Annotated in this window: 8 protein-coding genes; 3 read left to right on the top strand and 5 right to left on the bottom strand. The window is 56.9% G+C overall.

The genetic code is table 11. The features are described from left to right. The first annotated feature begins 144 nt into the window (after positions 1-144). Positions 145-4,608 carry a bifunctional serine/threonine-protein kinase/formylglycine-generating enzyme family protein gene (locus tag NHH03_RS11295; RefSeq protein WP_253156106.1) on the top strand — a complete coding sequence of 1,488 codons (4,464 nt, stop codon included), beginning with the start codon at positions 145-147 and terminating at the stop codon, positions 4,606-4,608. A 21-nt stretch (positions 4,609-4,629) separates the two neighbouring features. On the opposite strand, the gene NHH03_RS11290 is transcribed toward NHH03_RS11295, so the two are convergent. Then, positions 4,630-6,438 (bottom strand): glycosyltransferase family 2 protein, encoded by a 1,809-nt coding sequence (locus NHH03_RS11290; RefSeq protein ID WP_253156104.1) that lies wholly within the window; start codon positions 6,436-6,438, stop codon positions 4,630-4,632. A 161-nt stretch (positions 6,439-6,599) separates the two neighbouring features. On the opposite strand from NHH03_RS11290, the gene NHH03_RS11285 reads away from it, so the two are divergent. After that, the gene (locus NHH03_RS11285) at positions 6,600-6,812 is read left to right on the top strand and encodes a hypothetical protein (protein WP_253156102.1); all 213 of its coding nucleotides are present in this window, start codon (positions 6,600-6,602) and stop codon (positions 6,810-6,812) included. 5 nt (positions 6,813-6,817) lie between these two features. Further along, entirely contained in the window at positions 6,818-7,972 is a 1,155-nt protein-coding gene (locus NHH03_RS11280; RefSeq protein WP_253156100.1) for a hypothetical protein, read from the top strand. A gap of 278 nt (positions 7,973-8,250) precedes the next feature. Here the strand turns inward: NHH03_RS11280 and NHH03_RS11275 are convergent, their stop codons facing one another. The 4 genes from NHH03_RS11275 to uvrA all read right to left on the bottom strand — a co-directional run bounded on the left by NHH03_RS11275 (position 8,251) and on the right by uvrA (position 18,504). Beyond that, positions 8,251-9,393 carry a quinone-dependent dihydroorotate dehydrogenase gene (locus tag NHH03_RS11275; RefSeq protein WP_253156098.1) on the bottom strand — a complete coding sequence of 381 codons (1,143 nt, stop codon included), beginning with the start codon at positions 9,391-9,393 and terminating at the stop codon, positions 8,251-8,253. Then, positions 9,365-10,510 (bottom strand): XylR family transcriptional regulator, encoded by a 1,146-nt coding sequence (locus NHH03_RS11270; protein ID WP_253156096.1) that lies wholly within the window; start codon positions 10,508-10,510, stop codon positions 9,365-9,367. The genes NHH03_RS11275 and NHH03_RS11270 overlap by 29 nt, the downstream gene beginning before the upstream one ends. 252 nt (positions 10,511-10,762) lie before the next feature. After that, a complete protein-coding gene (locus NHH03_RS11265) occupies positions 10,763-12,070 on the bottom strand; it encodes a hypothetical protein (protein WP_253156094.1) in 1,308 nt (435 codons plus the stop codon). Between the two features lie 11 nt (positions 12,071-12,081). Beyond that, positions 12,082-18,504 (bottom strand): excinuclease ABC subunit UvrA, encoded by a 6,423-nt coding sequence (gene uvrA, locus NHH03_RS11260; RefSeq protein WP_253156092.1) that lies wholly within the window; start codon positions 18,502-18,504, stop codon positions 12,082-12,084. Between the last annotated feature and the right edge of the window lie 25 nt (positions 18,505-18,529).

Below are 18,529 nucleotides of genomic sequence, written 5' to 3'. Positions count from 1 at the left end.
TCAGGAACGGCTGTTGACGTCCAAACGGAACCAGTGGTGTGTTAAATTGATGGCAGATGCTTTCGATGCTGTCGACTGCGCTCAGTGGAACAGCGACAATCGAGGCGAATCCAATCGGGGCATGGAGATCACGACGGTGCTGTCATGAACGATCCGCAAAACAAGACGCATCAAATTCTATCGGGTAGCCATAGTCATGCCGCAGCGTCAGACGAAACGCGCGAGCTGACGCTTGATCAACAGGGTGCATCGGATGCTTTGGAACCCCAGCCGATTCCCGATTCGATTGGGCGTTACCAGATCGAATCGATTCTAGGTCACGGCGGCTATGGCGCAGTGTATCTGGCCAAAGATGACGAATTACAACGCTACGTCACGGTCAAGGTGCCACATCGTCGGCGAATCCAAACACAGTTGGACATCAGCCTGTTTTTGGTCGAAGCACGTACGTTGGCGAAACTGGAGCATCCCAATATTGTTCCGGTGCACGATGTCGGCCATACGCTAGACGGGGTTTGTTACATCGTTTCACGATACATCGACGGTTGCGACCTGCGCGTCAAAGTCAAATCGTCGACGGGTTCGGCGCCCTTTTCGATCGGCGATGCGACGGAATTGATCACCACACTGGCCGAGGCGTTGCACTATGTGCATTCCTGCGGCGTGGTCCACCGCGACATCAAACCGAGCAACATCTTGCTGGACCAGCGAGGCGTGCCCTATCTGGCGGATTTTGGGCTGGCGCTGCTGGAGAATGACGCGGCAAAGTCCCGCATGGTTGTCGGCACGCCGGCCTACATGAGCCCGGAACAGGCGCGGGGTGAAAACCATTTGGTCCGTGGCACCTCAGATATTTTTAGCCTGGGAATCGTATTGTACGAACTGGTCGGCGGCCAGCGAGTTTTCCCCGGCAGTGATCCTCATGCTGTGCTGGAATTGGTGCAACATCAGGAGGTCCGGTCGCTACGTGACATCAATCGCGATGTTCCGGCGGAACTGGATCGTATCTGTATGAAAGCGATTTCCAAACGAGCATCCGATCGGCATCAAACGGCAATCGATTTTGCCGACGACTTAAAACATTTCCTGGCCCAAAACCGTGGACTTCAAGTCACCGCCGGGCCCAACGCCACTGTCCACAGCCCACTCAGTTCTAGTGAATCCGGATCGCTCAGTGCAAACGTGCGCCCGAACGTCATTCCCCGCGGATTGCGTTCATTTGGCGACGAAGACGCTGGATTCTATTTGGAATTGTTGCCAGCGCCTTATGACCGTGATGGGATCCCCGAATCGGTTCTGTTTTGGAAACGCCGTATCGAGCAACTTGATCCGGCCGACAGTTTTCGGGTGGGGCTGATTTACGGGCCCTCGGGTTGCGGAAAAAGCTCGTTTGTTCGAGCCGGTGTGATTCCAATCCTGTCCTCTAACATCATCCCAGTGCTGGTCGAAGCGGCACCCGACGCGACCGAAAACCGCTTGCTCAATCGGTTGCGCCGATGTTGTCCCTATCTCAGCACGGACTTGGGGCTGCGTGAATCGGTCGCCAGTTTCCGCCATGGACAGTTGATGGGCAGTGGCAAGAAAGTGTTGATCGTGATCGATCAGTTTGAACAATGGTTGTATTCGGTCGACCAACCCGAACACAGTGAACTGGCCAATGCCTTGCGGCAATGCGATGGCGAACACGTGCAATGCATCTTACTGGTGCGCGATGATTTTTGGTTGGCTCTCAGCCGGTTCATGGACCATCTGGAGGTCGAGCTGCGACAAGGCCAAAACATGACACTGGTCGATTTGTTTGACACCTCACATGCCAAAGGGGTGTTGACGGCGTTCGGCAGAGCGTTCGGCCAACTACCCGCACGAGCATCGGAAATGTCGCGCGAGCAACGTGGCTTTATTTCGCAGGCAGTCGATGACTTGTCCGAAAACGGCAAAGTCGTACCGGTGCGGTTGGCCCTGTTTGCTGAAATGTTCAAAGGCAAGCCGTGGACGTCGTCGACGTTGAAAAAAATTGGTGGCACCGAAGGCGTTGGCGTCAAATTCCTGAACGAAAACTTTAGCTCGGACAACGCACCGGCTGACTATCGTGTCCACCAAAAGGCTGCTTACGCGATCCTGGTCGCACTGTTGCCACAGCCTGGTGCGGACCTCAAGGGGCACATGAAATCGCGAGATGAATTGTTGGAGGCTTCCGGGTACTCCGATCGACCGAAGATGTTCCAATCGCTGATTCGCACACTTGATTCGGAATTGCACCTGATCACCCGCACCGATCCCGAAGGCCACGGTGACGATGCCACCGCCAGCTACTCGGGCGACCTGCTATCCAAGCATAGTTATTACCAACTGGCACATGACTATTTGGTACCGGCGATTCGGAAGTGGCAGTCCCAGATGCAGCATTCGACGCGTCAGGGGCGCGCGGAAATACGCCTGACCGAACGATCCGAGATTTGGAAGGCGCGGCCCGACACGCGACACCTGCCCAGCGTTTCGGAATGGGCTTCGATTTCAGCCTTGACCCGGCACGCTGACTGGGACGATGGCGAAACGCGGATGATGAAGGCCGCCACCCGGCGCTATTCCAAAAGCTGTCTGATCACGCTGTTTCTAGTCGCCGCATTGGCGTTGACGTCGTATCAGTTTTTGCATTGGAACCGAGCGGTTGCCTATGCGGATCAACTGAGTACGGCAGGCGTCGGCCAGGTCCCTGCGTTGTTGGATCAGATGCAGGGCTATGAGCGATGGACGATTCCACGACTGAACGAAATTCAACAACAACACACACCTGGTAGCCCGCCACACCTGTTCGCTGGTCTGGCGCTGTTGCGAGCCGGACAGGGCCGTGTGCAAGACATCCAGCCCTATCTGTTGACGGCGGATCCAGATCGGCTGTCGCTGTTGTGCGACGAACTGCGCCCCTATCGCAGCCAGATCACGGCAGACCTTTGGCGACGTCTGCGGGATGAATCTCCCGCCGATGACATGGATCCCGATGGACGTCCTTCCAACAGTCGCTTTAATGCCGCATTGGCACTGGCCAGTTTTGAACCACCGGCGGCAGGGGCTGCAGCAGATGACTGGGAAGACCGGGCGGTGACGAATCCATCGCGCTGGTCAGCCCATCAAGACTTCATCGCTGATCGGTTGATCCATTTTGCGATTGTCGATCGACAATTTTATCCCACTCTGGTCAAGCTGATCGCTCCGCTAACCCCAGTCGTGTCGCGTCGGTTGTCAGAGGCGATGGTGGATTTAGACGAAACCGAATCGCGACGCGAGACCGCTCAAACGCTGTTGATGGATCTGTTTCGTGACAACCCGGTCGAATTGACGGATCACTTTTTGATCGCTAGCCCTGCACAACTCGAACCATCATTGAAATTGATCGATAACAATCAAGCGATGATCCGACCGTTGTTGGATCGCGTTGTCTGTCAGCCACTCTCGATTGACGCCCCAAACTGGGAACGCACTGCGGTACGTCAAGCGACAGCAGCCGCGTTATTGTTGCGGCACCACGCATCAAACGAGTCGATTTGGTCGGTGTTTCGGCACCATGGACTGTCCGACGCACGGACTCAATTGATCCAGCGAGTGTCACCGTTGCAGGTCGATGCCGACATGATCGCCCAGCGATTGCAAGGCGAATCCGATGCCCTGGCCCAATGTGGTTTGATCCAGGCGCTCGGTGAATACACACCGGATCAATTATCCGATGATTTGCGGGACCGCACGCTGACCTTGGTCAAAGGCTGGTTCATCCGTGCCCCTCAAGCCAGTTTAAGATCCAATTCGCTGTGGTTATTGCGTCGCTGGGGAATGTCCGATTGGATCCAGCCCCAGCTTTGGGAGGCCGTCGCGCCATCCAACGAACGTGATTGGTATGTCGACGCCCGCGGCAACACGATGGTTCAATTGCCGGCCCGATCCAGTGATGATCACTATCGGATTGAGGCCTGTATTTCAGAAACCACGGTTGCTCAAATGCTGCAATTTGACCCGGATTATCACTGGTCCCCCAAACACTCTCCCAGCCAAGATTGTGCGGTGACCATGCCCACCTTTCATCAGGCGGCCGCCTACTGCAATTCACTGACGCGAGAATTGGGACTGGGCGAATCACAGGTTTGCTATCCCGATCGTACGGACGACGCCGCGCCGGCGGTGCAACTGTATCCTGACTATCGCAGCAGGACGGGGTATCGTTTGCCGACTTCCGACGAATGGTTTTACATTCGCGACATCGGCGTACAGACCAAGTATCCTTTCGGAAACAACAAAGACCTGGTCACAGGATACGCGATCTTCAATGACACCGAGGGATTTGAAGGCGAACGGTGTTGGCCACTTGGCACATCCAAGCCCAACGACAAAGGTTTTTTTGATCTGATCACGGGAACACGTGAATGGGTTTCGGATGTGGATCCCGATAAACCGAACCGCCGCGGATTGTGCGGTAATAGTTTTGTCTACGATCACTTTCGGAACTATGGTGAAGTGAAACCAGAATCGCTGAGTTTCGATGTGCCCAATTTGGCGCACTCGTACATCGGATTTCGTGTCGTCCGCTCGATTCCGATTGAGCTCGCGTCGGCGGATTGATGTCCCTGGCGGTCTTTCGATTTATTCGAGTCGCTTCGTGACACCATGGTGCATCTTCAGCGCACCAAAGGAGCGTGGGTCAAACGGCGTTTGCGCGTACAGTTGACGTCGGCGACGACATTCTGCCATCGCCCGGGCGCGGCTGGGGGAACCAAATCCAGAATCGGTGCGGCGCGTTGCTGCTTGGCGATGAACGCGATATTGCGTGACGACCCGTCGTGAAATGCAGAATCGGACTCCGGCAAAGTAGGCGCGTGTCATCAATTCCGAATCCATCCCATTTCGCGTGCTCGGCCCGTACTGGGCATAGCCACCTAAACTGCGGAACATCGACACGTTAAAGCAGGACGTCGGGTTCATGGCGAAATAGGTTGTTTCCGATCGTCGCGGATAAAATGATTCTCGCTGCTGGCGGTCGCCAAATGCCGCTTGGATCACGTCCTGGTCGCCGAACATCGTCATCGCAGCAGCAAAATAATCGGCTTGTGACAATCGCAACAGATTCACACTGTCGTGCAGTCGATGCGGCATACTGATGTCGTCACCGTCCTGCACCGCAACGGTGTCGGTTTCAAAGTACTCCGAGACGTTGTTGAAGGACGCATACTGGCCGATGTTTTCTTGGTTGCGATACAACCTGATCCGCGGATGCGAGCCCCAATAACGGAATAGTTCATCCGTGGATTGGGGACTTTGGTCATCGATAAGATGGACGACGGTCTCGGCCCCCTGCTGATCGATCACGCTTTCGATCGATGCTTGGGCGTATTCCAATTGCCCATAGATCGGAAGCACGACATCGCAGGCAACTGAATGGAGCGGGAATCCAATCGCGTGATGCGAATACGAACCTTCGCGCGGCTGATACCGGGGCAACGCCCCCAATGCAGGTTTCTCCCAGCGGACATGGCAGTGCACTGACGCTTGGGAGCCGACTACTGTTTGGGCACCGGCACTTGCGGCACGAAAGAGCAACTCTTCGACAACGTCGGTCGAACGATCCGCGAAACCACCCAAATCGACAAAGGTCGATCGGCGAAAGACCAGGGTCGGCCAGGGAAGCGAATGACGATATTTCGATGCGTCTGGTTTCTCGGCCGAGACGCGTTGATTCAACGCGGTCATCGGAGCCCCGGCAAAATCAGCGCCCTCGGACTGCAGCGACTGCACGGCCGAAGCGATGCGACGTGGCCGAGAAATACAATCGGTGGCTTGTAAAGCGATGAATTCTGAAGCCGCCAGAGGTGCAAGTTGCTGAATGGCGCGGGGCAAATCGATCGGTGATTCAAAGCGGTGAATCTGGACGCCAAGTTGATCGGCGAATTCATTGACCAACGATTCCGCCGCTGCCCCCGTGATCACCAGATGCAAGCGGATCTCCGCGTTCTCCTGATTCAACACGCTGCGAATCGCCTGGCGTGTTTGATCCGAATCGTCGCTACAGCAGACGAAAACGTCACAACAGACAATCGCGCTGCGCAGAAAAAATGAATCATCGACGATCGCCCGCTCAGTCGACTCGATCAGTTCTGCGACGCGAACGCGACAGTTGGAATTGTCAACCGACTGGTCGTCGATCTCAATGGCCTGCAACCAGTGGGCGCCAGCCTGGTTCAATAGCGATGGGAAGACATCGTTTTGGAACGTGGTGCCGCTAAACGTCGCCTCCACGCAGGCCTGGCAGGCGTGCCGATCAACGTCACAGTGTTCTGTCGATGTGGTCTGCAGAATTTGCTGGATCAAACCGCAGGTTGCAACCTGCGAACCGGCGACCTGTCGTTCGTTGTAGCGGAAGGGACAGGGGATCGAATGCATCGTATCCGCAGGCATTAAATTCGGGTCAATGGAGGCCTCGGCTGTGAAAAAGAAATGCCGGGCGGGTGCTTTTTGTACACCTGTTTATCGGAGGGTCATGGGACCCTACGCTGGACACAGTGTACGTGAACGAATGCGTACGTAACAACATTCACTTGGCGCAAAGGAAAACAAAGATGTTAGTTGCCCAGCAACCCATCGCGAGGGGCTCACGAGAGCCTGGCAGCAGCGGTTCTCACGCACTCGGTTATACGCTTTGGATGTATGACGGTGAATCGTGGAAATTGAAGAAGGACTGTTCCAGCGAAGGCGCTAGTATCGGCCAACCGCCGGTCAGTCCCGGTAAATTTCGTGGCCAAATTCGCGCGACCTCGTGTGTGGCCGACTGAGTCAGATGTCAGCGGATCCCACAGCGGTGCCGGCCCAGCGGCGAACTGCACAGACGTGTTTGTATCGCGTTGATGTTCGCCCCGATGGGCCCGATGGATCTGACGAAGCAGCGACCTGTGCGTTGCTTCGGCAGATCTCCGGCGTTGTCGATCCTGATTTAGTGACCGTTTGCCGCGCTGCTTGTGATGCATGCTGCGAATCATACGATCCGACCATCGACGATTTGAACCCGATTGTCGCCTCGCAGCTATACAGTTTGACAGAACACGTCATTTCGCTTGGCGGTGTCGACCAGTGTGATGTTGCCAAAGCGCGCCGCTTGCAGAACTGGGCCGAACGTTCGTTGCCCGCGGTGGCACCGGATGAAGACGACGCGATCGATTTGGGTCGCCAGGTTCGGCGTGATTATTCACAGGTAAACATCGATTCGATCGTGGCCCACTTACCACGTCCAAAAGAGGAAGTCGCTCAGCCGGTCAAACAATGGATGGTGGGCATGACCACGGCACCGCGGCGAATGTCGACGTTGCAGCAGAGTCTGGAGAGTGTGATCGGCGGCGGTTGGGAGTCCCCGACATTGTTTGTCGATGGTCCGGTGAATCTTCCCGATTCTGCCGCACCGCTGCAGTCATGTGTTCGCAATCCCGCCGTCGGCGCGTTCCCGAATTACATTCTGTCGCTCAGCGAAATGTTCATGCGTGACCCCAATGCAGATGCCTATCTGTTGGTTCAAGACGATGCGATGCTGTTGTCGAGCCCCGCAACGCGAGCCTATTTAGAAAGCGTGTTGTGGCCGATCGACGGCCCCTGCATTGCATCGCTTTATTGCAGCGCACAATACACCCAAGCAGCGCCTGGTTGGTACCGATTTCAAGGCAACTGGATTTGGGGGGCCGTGGCGTTTGTGTTCTCGCCGGAAGCGTTGAAGCAAGTCCTGAACTCACGCCAGGTCTTGGAACATCGCCAACAGCCAGACGACCAGGGACTGTCTCTGATCGATGTCGTGATCGGACGTATCGCCCAAGAGTGCGAGATCCCGATCTATTACCCCAGTCCCAGCCTGGTGCAGCACATTGGCACCATCAGCACCATTTGGAAAACCGGTCGAGCCGTCAATCAACGCCGCGCCGATCAATTCCTAGGCGACCAGATCGAGTGAATTTTGATCGCGGCTCGTAAAACGTAGCTGGGCCCGCCAGGGCTGGCGATTCCCCACCAATGGTAACCCGACGCGTGAGCGAGGGATTTAGGGTGTTAACGGGATCCCTCGCTCACGCTTCGGGTTACCAAGAAACAATGCCCCACGCGAAAGCGCTGGCTTCTAAACGCGTCAGCGAGGGATTTCACGGGTGATCGAACAAAACTTTTGGGTAATCGCCAGCCCGCCAGGGTTCAGTCGAACTGAAATGCAGGAAATCTGAACCGTGGCCGGTCCAGCTACGTTTCAAACGAAACGGATGTGCCGACGGCCTCGCTGACAGTGCGATACCCGTCTTGGGCCAACAAGGCAGCGAGTTCCCGATTGATCCGCTGCACAACGCGGGGCCCCCGGTAGATCAGCGCCGTGAACAACTGCACCAATGATGCGCCGCTGCGTATTTTCTGATAGGCATCGGCGCCACTACAAACGCCGCCGGCCGCAATGATCCGATACCGAGTCTTGTCCATTTGGCGATACAGATTGGCGATTCGTTGATCCATCCAGTGTCGCGTCGGAACACCTGAAATTGCCCCCGGATAGTCCTGCCACTCTGCCGGCGGTGTCGAAAGTCCATCGCGACGGACTGGGGACAGATTGAACATGAACCCGCCGACGCGATCAAACGAATCGCAAATCGCCAGGATGCGATCGATCGACGCATCATTTGTCTCGGGTGCAATTTTCAAGAACAGCGGCACGGCAATCGGCAGTGCCGAGATCCGTTCGAGCAATCGATTCAGCGAATCGGTGTCACCAAAAAAGTCACGGCCATCGGCGGTGTTGGGACAGCTGAGGTTCAGCATCAGGTAGGCCGCAAATGGGGAGAGCAGTGACGCGGAACGAACATAGTCGTCGATGATTTGATCGGCCGAACTTGGTACGGCGTCAGGTCCAAAATTGGTGTTCACCAAATTGATGCCGACGGGCACGGCAAACGATTGGCCCTGCAATCGCACTGCGATGCGCTGGGCACCCTGATTGGGCAATCCGTAGTGGACACACAGCGCTTCGTCGCGCGGCAAACGCCACAGCCGTGGGCGAGGATTGCCCGCCGATGGTGATGCGGAGATGGAACCGATTTCGATGTGACCGAATCCCAATCCCGACAGGGCGCTGATCGCACGTCCCGATTTGTCATAACCGGCCGCCAGTCCGACGGGGTTTTCAAACTCGATTCCCGCCACGGTGGTCCGCAAACAAGGTTGTTGTGAACGAACTAGTCGTCTGAGAACGGTGGTCGCACCGGGGACACGCCCGAACAGTTCCGCCACCGCGATGGATCGATCGTGCGTCCATTCGGGATCGCAGCGAAACAGCAGTGGTCGGATCAGCCGTTGATACACCGGTGGTTCAACCGAAGGGTTTTCTAGCTTTGGCACGACTGGCGTCGCGATAGCGTCCCGGTGTTTGTTTGACTTCGCGTTTGAACACAACGCTGAAGTACTCGGCGTGTTTGAAACCGGTTAAGCGTGAGATCTGGACCAAACTGAGTTCGGTGTCACGCAATAACTGGCAGGCGCGTTTGATTTGCACACGACGGATTTCGGCTTGTGGCGAACGCCCCAGGTATTGCCGGAACCGGCGTTCCAGCGAACTACGCGCGATCGGGACTTCGGCCAAGATCTCAGTCACGGTCAGTCCTTCACAGGCGCGAAAGCGGATCATTTGAATCGCCGCCGCAACGTCTTCATCGTCGATCGCCATCACGTCGGTCGACAACCGTTCGGCAATTCCCAGCGGCGCAATCTGGACGTGCAACGGGTCGGGTGTTTCGCGATGCATCAATGCATCGAGCATCACCGCGGCTTGATAACCGATCCGTTCCGCAGCCGGGATCACACTGGAGAGCGGCGGGTCACAAAAGTCGCACAGCACATGATCGTTATCAACCCCCAACACCGCGACTTCATCGGGGACCGAAACCTTGGCCGTCTGACACGCCTCCAGTACATGTTGGCCGCGGAAATCGTTGCAGGCAAAAATGCCGATGGGACGTGGCAGTTGTTTGACCCAGGCGACGATCTGGTCCTGTTGCTGTTGCCATCCACTTTGACTGGCCGATGTCCATTCGGATTGATGAACATGCAGATGGTCAGCATCTTCGATCCCCCGATCGCGAAGCCCTGCGACGAAACCATTCAATCGCTGGGAGGACCAGTGATGGTCGCTGAAACCAGCAAATGCAAAATGCTCGATGCCTTTGTCCGCCAAGTGCGTTGCGGCAAGTCGGCCGATCGAGCTGTGATCATTGATCACTGATGGCAACGTCTGGTCGTCGTGGATGTCACCCAGATTGACCGTCGGAATTCCGGTCTCGCGAATGATTTCGATCATTTCCGGGGTCGTGTCGCGGGTGATGATTCCCTCGCCGTCCCAGGATCGAAACCACGCCGGCGGACCAGCCATCAAATCGCGCAGATCCAATTGCACCGACCAGGGCTGTTTCTCAATCCGATAGCGACTGATCCCTTCCAAAACACTGCGTCCGAACGCCATGGTTGTTTCCACCAGCAACAGAACTTTGGGTCTGCGTTGGGGCGCCGCGGAGGAGTGAGTGGTGGGAGTCACAGAAAGATTTAGATCAACGTGGAAGCGGAATCCTGCGCGGCCAACCGACGAATTGGGTTTCGTGTGGGTTGCCGGAAAACTGGAATATCTCTCAATTTAGGATTCATTGCAATCACAGGACCGCTTCTGTTCAACCCGTGGCGCTCGCATTTTGCAGCACCCCATGCGATCGAGAGCGTTTTAACCGTTGGGAACAATTCTTTCGTCGCATGCCGCCGCCGAATCCTGCGGTCGCGTGATGGCTGCGAATTGACGACGGGCGGTTTTTCCAATCCACAGGGTAACCGGATGCTGGCCGCAGTCGCGGTAGCGTTTTTCAAGAACATTGGGGTTCTGTGCAACACCGCGGGTCTTGATCCGAACGGGATACACATCCAACGAACGCAGCGTCTTGCGCAACTTGCGATCGTCACAGGCGCCGTTCCAAATCACCGGTTCACAGATTGCCATGTCGCCGCGGGCCGATTCGGGTCCGGTCAAAAATCCAGCCGGACCGCCAAGTGCGGCGAGCGAGTTTGTCGTGGCAAATTCGGCGGTCAATCCTGCCGCTCTGATGGCAGCATCGGGGTCAACCATCCAAGCCAACGGTTTATCCGCCCACTCGACCGAATCATTTGCTGACCGCCCCCCGAAAGCACCGTTTGCGGAATCGGCGTGGTAGGGATGGTCGCTGGAAAACACCGCGGGCCGACCCTGGTGATCAATCGCGATCGCAGACCGACTGCCCGGTTTGAGTGCCTGGCTGACAACCTCGCCGGCTTGATCGATCGCACGTGCGACCAACAGAGATTGCTCACGAACGCTTCCAGAGAGTGATATCCAAACGCGGTGATGATCCGGATGGTCGTCGATTTCAGCGGCCGGAGCCAATTTGACGAGTCCCGCAAAACAACCTTCCAGGGACTTCTGGACGATCGGCCAGGGCGGCGCATAGTCCTGGGGGCGTGTCTTGCGACCGCAATCATCGCGGCGATCGGGGTCGATTTGAATCGATGACTGCGACGGGATTCCCAGCGACTCAATCGCCGCGCATTTCAGTTCGCAGCGATTGTCAATTGAATGATCACTCTCCAAATTCAGCCGCAAATTCTCGGTGGCCATCGCAACCATCATCGGATCCAGATCGACACCCACGACCGGCGTTGCGGACGAGGCCGTCGCGCGAGCGATCGAAACGGTATCGCCGCCGATACCACAACACAGATCATAGACCGGTGCACCGGCGATCCATTCGGCTTTCAGATCAGCGACCTGGCGGGCGGTGGACTGTTGCAACGATCGCTCGGTGCACCACCAGATGCCCGGCCCGAGTTTTTGCTGGGCTTTGGGGTGCAGTTTCGCGGTCGCCAGCACCAGTGCGGCCGCAGTTTCGCCCACCATCGAACGCAGTTTCGCCGTGATCGCCGTGTCCCAAACGCCATACTCAATGGCCAGACGCAATGCGTCTTCACAACGGGCAAGATCGGCAGAATCGAATCCGGATGACATGGATCGCTTGGCTAGGAAAGCACACGTTGAAGGAATTGTCGCAGCGCCGGCTTGGCGGCTTGGCCGAGACGATTGATGGCCAGCGTGGTCGATTCCTCACCGCCTGAGACCAGAATTTTTGCATCCCCCAACGCATCGACTTCCCCCGGATCAATCGGTTCAGAGGTGACGATTTTGACCGCGTCCAGATCACGCGTGCGAATGGAGAGTTTGACATCGCCATTGGAGTTCACCACATCGACACGATTCGACGCTGACATCCGCAAACAATCCTCGCCGGCAATCTTTTCGATTTGATCGAACAATCGACCAGGCAATTTCAGCGGCCACTGCGGCGCCGCATTTCCCTCGAAACCTTTGGGCATTGAATGCCATTTTCGACCGAGCACCTTCCAGACTTCATCGTTAGCATGCCCATTGGATTTGACCGTCGCCGGCTCGGCTGTCAACGATTCATCGGTTGATTCAGCGACCGATGCCGCTTTGGCTTCGGTTGGCTCCTCCGGTGGCAGTTGCTCGGGCGGTTGGTTCGGAATGAAATCCGCGTCGGTTTCCCGCAACGCATCGGCAACAAACGATGCGGTAACACTGACGATGGGATCCCCCTTTTTTCGTCGCTTGGTTGCGGTCGCTGCCAGTTGTTCCGGGGTGCCTTCGAACACGATCGTGCCTCCATCGACACCAGCCCCCGGTCCCATGTCGATCACCCAGTCGGCGCATTTAACGACGTCCAGATTGTGCTCGATCACGACACAGGTATTCCCCAGATCGACCAACCGCTGAATCACATCCAATAGTTTGGCGATGTCTTCGAAATGCAGACCCGTTGTCGGTTCGTCCAACAGATACAGTGTTTGACCGGTCCCCGGGCGAGCCAGTTCCGATGCCAGTTTCACCCGTTGCGCTTCGCCGCCGGAGAGTGTGGGCGCGGATTGCCCCAACGTGACATAGTCCAGTCCGACGTCACAGAGCGTTTGCAACACGCGCACGATTCGTGGTTCACTGGCAAACAACTCCACCGCTTCGCCGCAGGGCATTGCCAACACATCGGCGATCGATCGGCTGTGGTATTGAATCTCCAACACATCATCGTTGTATCGTTTGCCATGACACTCTTCACACTCGACCCAGACGTCTGGCAAAAAATGCATTTCGATCCGCCGCTGACCGCTGCCTTCACAGGTCTCGCAGCGACCACCGGGCACGTTGAAGCTAAATGTTCGAGCGGTGAACTTGCGTTCGGCGGCTTCGGGGATCAAGGCAAATAACTGGCGAATCAAATCGAACACGCCGGTGTAGGTCGCAGGGTTGCTGCTGGGGGTGTTCCCCAGCGGCGACTGATCGACACGAATCACTTTGTCGATATGACGCAGACCTTCGATCTTTTCGTGCCGTCCAGGTTTCGTACCCAATCGGTGCAGTCGCTTGCCCAAAATGGGATACAGCGTGCCTTCGATCAGTGTGCTCTTGCCGCTGCCGCTCGGCCCGGTCACAACCGTCATCACGCCCAGCGGCAACTTCAAGTCGACGTTTTGAAGATTGTGTTCCGAGGCACCGATCAGTGTGATGAACTCGACCAGCGGCTGGCCGGCGTCGGTGAACACCGGGCGGCGCACGGCCGGCAAGGGGATGTGTTGGGTGCCATTGATGTAGCCGGCGGTCACCGATTGGTCGACCGGCACGACCTGGGTGGGAGGCCCCTGGGCGACGATGCGGCCGCCGTACCGACCGGCTTGAGGCCCAAAATCACACAGGTAGTCGCTGCCGGCGATCACGTCACGATCATGCTCAACGACCAGCAACGTGTTGCCAAGATCACGCAGGCGATGCAGTGCCGATAGCAATCGCAGGTTATCGCGGGGGTGCAGCCCGATCGTCGGTTCGTCCAGAACATACAATACGCCACACAACCCACTGCCCAATTGTGCGGCCAACCGAATCCGCTGGGCTTCACCGCCGGAGAGTGTCGCGGCGCCGCGGTGCAATGTCAGATAATTCAGACCGACATCCAACAAGAAACGAACACGCGATTTGATCTCGCGGATCAGTTCGCCAGCGATTTTCTTTTCCCGACGATCCAAACTCCAATCGGCGATCAATCTGTCCAATCGGTCCAATGGCATGTGGACCAGATCGGCGATCGTGGCGCCACGAAATTGACAGGCCGCAGCTTCCTCGCGCAACCGTGATCCGTCGCAGGCGCTGCAATTGATTTCGTCAACAAACAGTTCCAACTTGCCTCGCAAACCAGGCGTCAACTTCGAAGCCTGCTCCAGTGCCGGATAGAACCCTTTGAACTGGTAGCGAAACAAACGGCCGGTTGATTTCGAGTCCGGTTTGGCATCGTTTTGTCGGACTTCGATCCATCGTTCTCCCAGACCGTGAAACAACATTCGGCGGTGTGCCGCGCTGAGTTCTTCGAACGGTGCTTCGATCGGGATCCCTGTTTGTCGTGCGAGCGCACGCAACATCCACCGCGAGACCTCTTGGTCGACACTGGGCCACAACAACGCCACTCCGTCAGCCAGCGTTTGTCGTGGCGGTCCCAGCAAGGCGGCGGGGTTGGTTCCGGTCTGTTTCCCCAGACCTTCGCATTGTGGACACCAACCGACCGCACTGTTGAATGAAAAATGGTGCGGCGAAAGCGTGGGGAACGAACGGCCACAATCGCCACACACCAAATGCTGGCTGTGGGTGGTCGTTTCCCAGTGTTTTTCGTCGCGGTCCGGATCCGCGATGGCGACTTCAATTACACCAATGCCCAACGACAGCCCCTGTTCGACGCTATCGCTGATCCGCGTCCGATCGGCAGGGTCGATCGCGACTCGGTCGACCACGACCTGGACCGTTTGTCGTTTCCGCGGATCCAGCGCCGGGGCCTCGTCCAAGGACGTGGTGTGACCGTCGATCCGCACCCGTTGATAGCCTTGGCTGCGCAGCGACTGCCATGTGTCTTTGGATGCTTCGCCGGCGACGACTTCGATCGGCGCCAATAGCAATGCACGCGTCCCCTCCGGCAAAGCCAACACTTTCTCTGCAATTTGTTCCGGGGTTTGCGTTCCCACCTCGACGCCACAATCGGGACAGTGCCGGATCCCCAATCGAGCCATCAAGATTCGCAGGTAGTCAAACACTTCGGTGACCGTTCCGACCGTGCTGCGGGGCGAATGGCCCAAGTTCTTTTGCTCCAGCGCGACGGCCGGCGACAGACCTTCGATGCGCTCGACTTTTGGCTTTTGCACCTGGCCGATGAATTGCCGCGCATAGGATGACAGAGATTCGACGTAACGACGTTGTCCTTCGGCGTAGATGGTGTCCATCGCCAGCGAGCTTTTGCCGCTGCCGCTGGGGCCGCAAAACACCGTCATCGCGTCGCGAGGGATTTCAGCCGAGACTGATTTCAGGTTGTGTTCGCTGGCCGCCTCGACGATCAAATGGGTGCGAGATCGTTCGGAGGGGGGTGCCAGTGAAGCCTTGCGGGCATCATCCTTTTTGGCCAGTGCCGATTCATTGCGTTTGACACCCATCGCTTTCGCAAGCGCCACACCGGTGTAGCTATTGAGATTGTTGGCGACGTCAATCGGGCGACCGGCGGCTACGATTTGACCGCCGCCCGCGCCCCCTTCAGGCCCTAGATCGATGGCATAATCGGCGGTCTTGATCACATCCATGTTGTGTTCCACGATCACTACGGTATTGCCTCGGTCGGCCAACCCTTGGATCACGCGCAACAATAATTCGATGTCGGCAAAGTGTAATCCGGTGGTCGGTTCATCCAGCACATACAGCGTGCGGCCGGTTTCTCGCTTGCTCAGTTCCCGCGACAGTTTGATCCGCTGGGCTTCACCGCCGGAGAGTGTCGGTGAGGGTTGTCCTAGTTTCAGATACTCTAAACCGACGTCGACCAGGGTTTGCAGTTTCTCGGCGACTTTGGGAACGTTTTCAAACAGTTTCAACGCCTGTGAAATATCCATTTCCAAAACGTCTGCGATCGAAGCACCTTTGAACTGAACCGACAGCGTTTCGCGGTTGTAGCGTTTGCCGGCACAGACCGGGCAGGTGACCCAGATGTCGGCCAAGAAATCCATTTCCAATTTCGATGCGCCATTGCCATCACAGGCGGCGCAGCGTCCGCCGTCGACATTAAAACTGAACCGACTGGCGGTGTAGCCGCGCGTTTTGGCCTCGGTCAATTTGGCATACAGATTCCGGATCTCGTCAAACACCTTGATGTAGGTCGCCGGGTTGCTGCGTGGCGTACGCCCGATCGGTGATTGATCAATCGCGATGGTCTTGTCCAGAAACTCCAGACCGCTGATCGAATCGTGATCGCCGGGTTCTGTTTCGGCGCCATTGAGATCTCTGCGCAACGCGGGTTCCAAGATCCCACCGATCAATGAACTTTTGCCGCTGCCGGAGACCCCGGTCACACAAATCACGGTGCCCAGTGGTAGGGTCGCATCGACATTTTTCAGGTTGTGAAAACGTGCGCCGTGGATCGTCAATTGGGCTTCGCCGTCGATCGGTCGCAGTTTGTCTGGAATGGCGATTTCGCGTGTACCGGACAGAAACTGACCGGTCACACTTTTCGCGTTGGCGCCCAATTCGCTGGCGTCGCCGATACCGACGATTTTGCCACCACGAACACCCGGCCCGGGACCGAAATCCACGATCCGGTCGGCCGCCCGCATCGTGTCTTCATCGTGTTCAACGACGATCAGTGTGTTGCCGGCATCACGCAGCCGCACCAGTGTTTCGATCAACCGATCGTTATCGCGAGCGTGCAGCCCGATCGACGGTTCGTCCAAGATATACAGAACGCCGACCAATCCGCTGCCGATCTGGCCGGCCAATCGAATCCGTTGTGATTCACCACCGGACAACGTCGGGGCGGTCCGTCCGAGTGTTAAATAGTCCAGTCCCACGCCCAGCAAAAATCCCAAGCGTGTGCGGATCTCTTTGAGCGCTTCGGCGGCGATTTTGGTATCGGTCGGACCGAGTTGCAGGTCGGTGAAAAACTCGCTCAGCCGCTCGATCGACAGTTCGCATAACTGGGGCAGCGACAATGCCGCCGGCGCGGTGGCGGATTCGCCAAATCCCGGTGCGAGTGTGGTCACGGTCGATGCGCTGGCCTGGCGATTGAGCCGCTTGCCGTTGCAATCAACGCAGCCAATCGTGTTCATGAATTTTTCCAGATGCCGCAACTGCATCTTGTTTTTCGTCGTCCGATAACGCTCCAGTAGTTCAGGAATAAAACCACCAAACGAACCGCTGTACTTTCGGCTCGTGCGGCCACCCCGCCATGTCATTTGGTAGGTCGACTCGCTGCCCCACAACCAGATCTCGCGTGCTTGTTCGCTCAGGTCACTCCACTTGGTTTCCAGCATCGTGCCGGGTTCCAGTTCCAGCATCTTGTCCATCGCATCGGCGAACCCTTTGTAGATGTGTCGTCGATAGCGTCCGATGTCGCCCCATTTTCCCAACAGTGTGATCGCGCCTTTGCGGATCGATTTGGAAGTGTCGGGGATGATCAAATCAGGGACGAAGGTGAACAACTGACCCAATCCGTCACAGGCTTGGCACATCCCTTGGGGGCTATTGAATGAAAACAACTGTGGTGTCGGTGGCCGAAAACTTTCCCCACAGGACGCGCAAGAATAGCGAGATGAAAACAGGATGTCCGCTTTGGCGTGGTCGGCGGTTTCGCTGTTGGGGTCTGAGAGTGAAACGATGACAGAGGAATCACCTAGTTTGAGTGCCAGCGCGACGGCTTCGTTGATACGCCCGCGATCTCGATCATCGATGCCGATGCGATCGACCACGACTTCCACATCATGGCGGTGTTGGCGGTCCAGCGGTGGTGGATCCGCCAGGCGAACGGTTTCATTGTCGACGCGGGCTCGTGTGAAGCCCTGTTTGCGCAGATCTTCAAACAGATCTTTGAATTCACCTTTCTGGGCACGCACCAAAGGCGCCAACACCCAGATCGTTTGCTCGGGATCCAGGTCAATGATTCGCGAGGTGATTGCATCGGCGGGTTGGGCCGCGATGGGGAGTTGGCAATTGGGGCAATTTGGCGTACCCACGCGGGCATACAGCACTCGCAGAAAGTCGTAGATCTCGGTGATCGTGCCGACGGTGCTGCGGGGATTATTGCCGGTGGATTTTTGCGCGATCGAAATCGATGGGCTTAGGCCGCTGACCAGATCGACATCTGGTTTGGGCATCTGCCCCATGAACTGGCGGGCATAGTTGGACAGCGATTCGACATACCGCCGTTGGCCTTCGGCGTACAGCGTGTCGAAGGCCAGCGAGGATTTTCCGCTTCCTGAAACGCCCGAGAAACAGACAAGCTCGCCGCGAGGCAGGGTCAAATTGACATCTCGGAGGTTGTGCTCGCGGGCACCCTTGACCTTGATTTCGGTCGTCGACATTCAGACTCAATTTGGGGCAGGAGAG

The organism is Stieleria tagensis, from assembly GCF_024129865.1.
Classification (GTDB): Bacteria; Planctomycetota; Planctomycetia; order Pirellulales; family Pirellulaceae; genus Stieleria; species Stieleria tagensis.
This window is presented reverse-complemented; position numbering and strand designations above follow the sequence as displayed.

What these genes read in the sequence shown, in the direction of transcription:
- NHH03_RS11290 (WP_253156104.1), bottom strand. Translation starts at nt 6,438, where the DNA reads ATGCCTGCGGATACGATGCATTCGATCCCCTGTCCCTTCCGCTACAAC.
- NHH03_RS11280 (WP_253156100.1), top strand. Translation starts at nt 6,818, where the DNA reads ATGTCAGCGGATCCCACAGCGGTGCCGGCCCAGCGGCGAACTGCACAG.
- NHH03_RS11295 (WP_253156106.1), top strand. Translation starts at nt 145, where the DNA reads ATGAACGATCCGCAAAACAAGACGCATCAAATTCTATCGGGTAGCCAT.
- NHH03_RS11270 (WP_253156096.1), bottom strand. Translation starts at nt 10,510, where the DNA reads ATGGCGTTCGGACGCAGTGTTTTGGAAGGGATCAGTCGCTATCGGATT.
- NHH03_RS11285 (WP_253156102.1), top strand. Translation starts at nt 6,600, where the DNA reads ATGTTAGTTGCCCAGCAACCCATCGCGAGGGGCTCACGAGAGCCTGGC.
- uvrA (WP_253156092.1), bottom strand. Translation starts at nt 18,504, where the DNA reads ATGTCGACGACCGAAATCAAGGTCAAGGGTGCCCGCGAGCACAACCTC.
- NHH03_RS11265 (WP_253156094.1), bottom strand. Translation starts at nt 12,070, where the DNA reads ATGTCATCCGGATTCGATTCTGCCGATCTTGCCCGTTGTGAAGACGCA.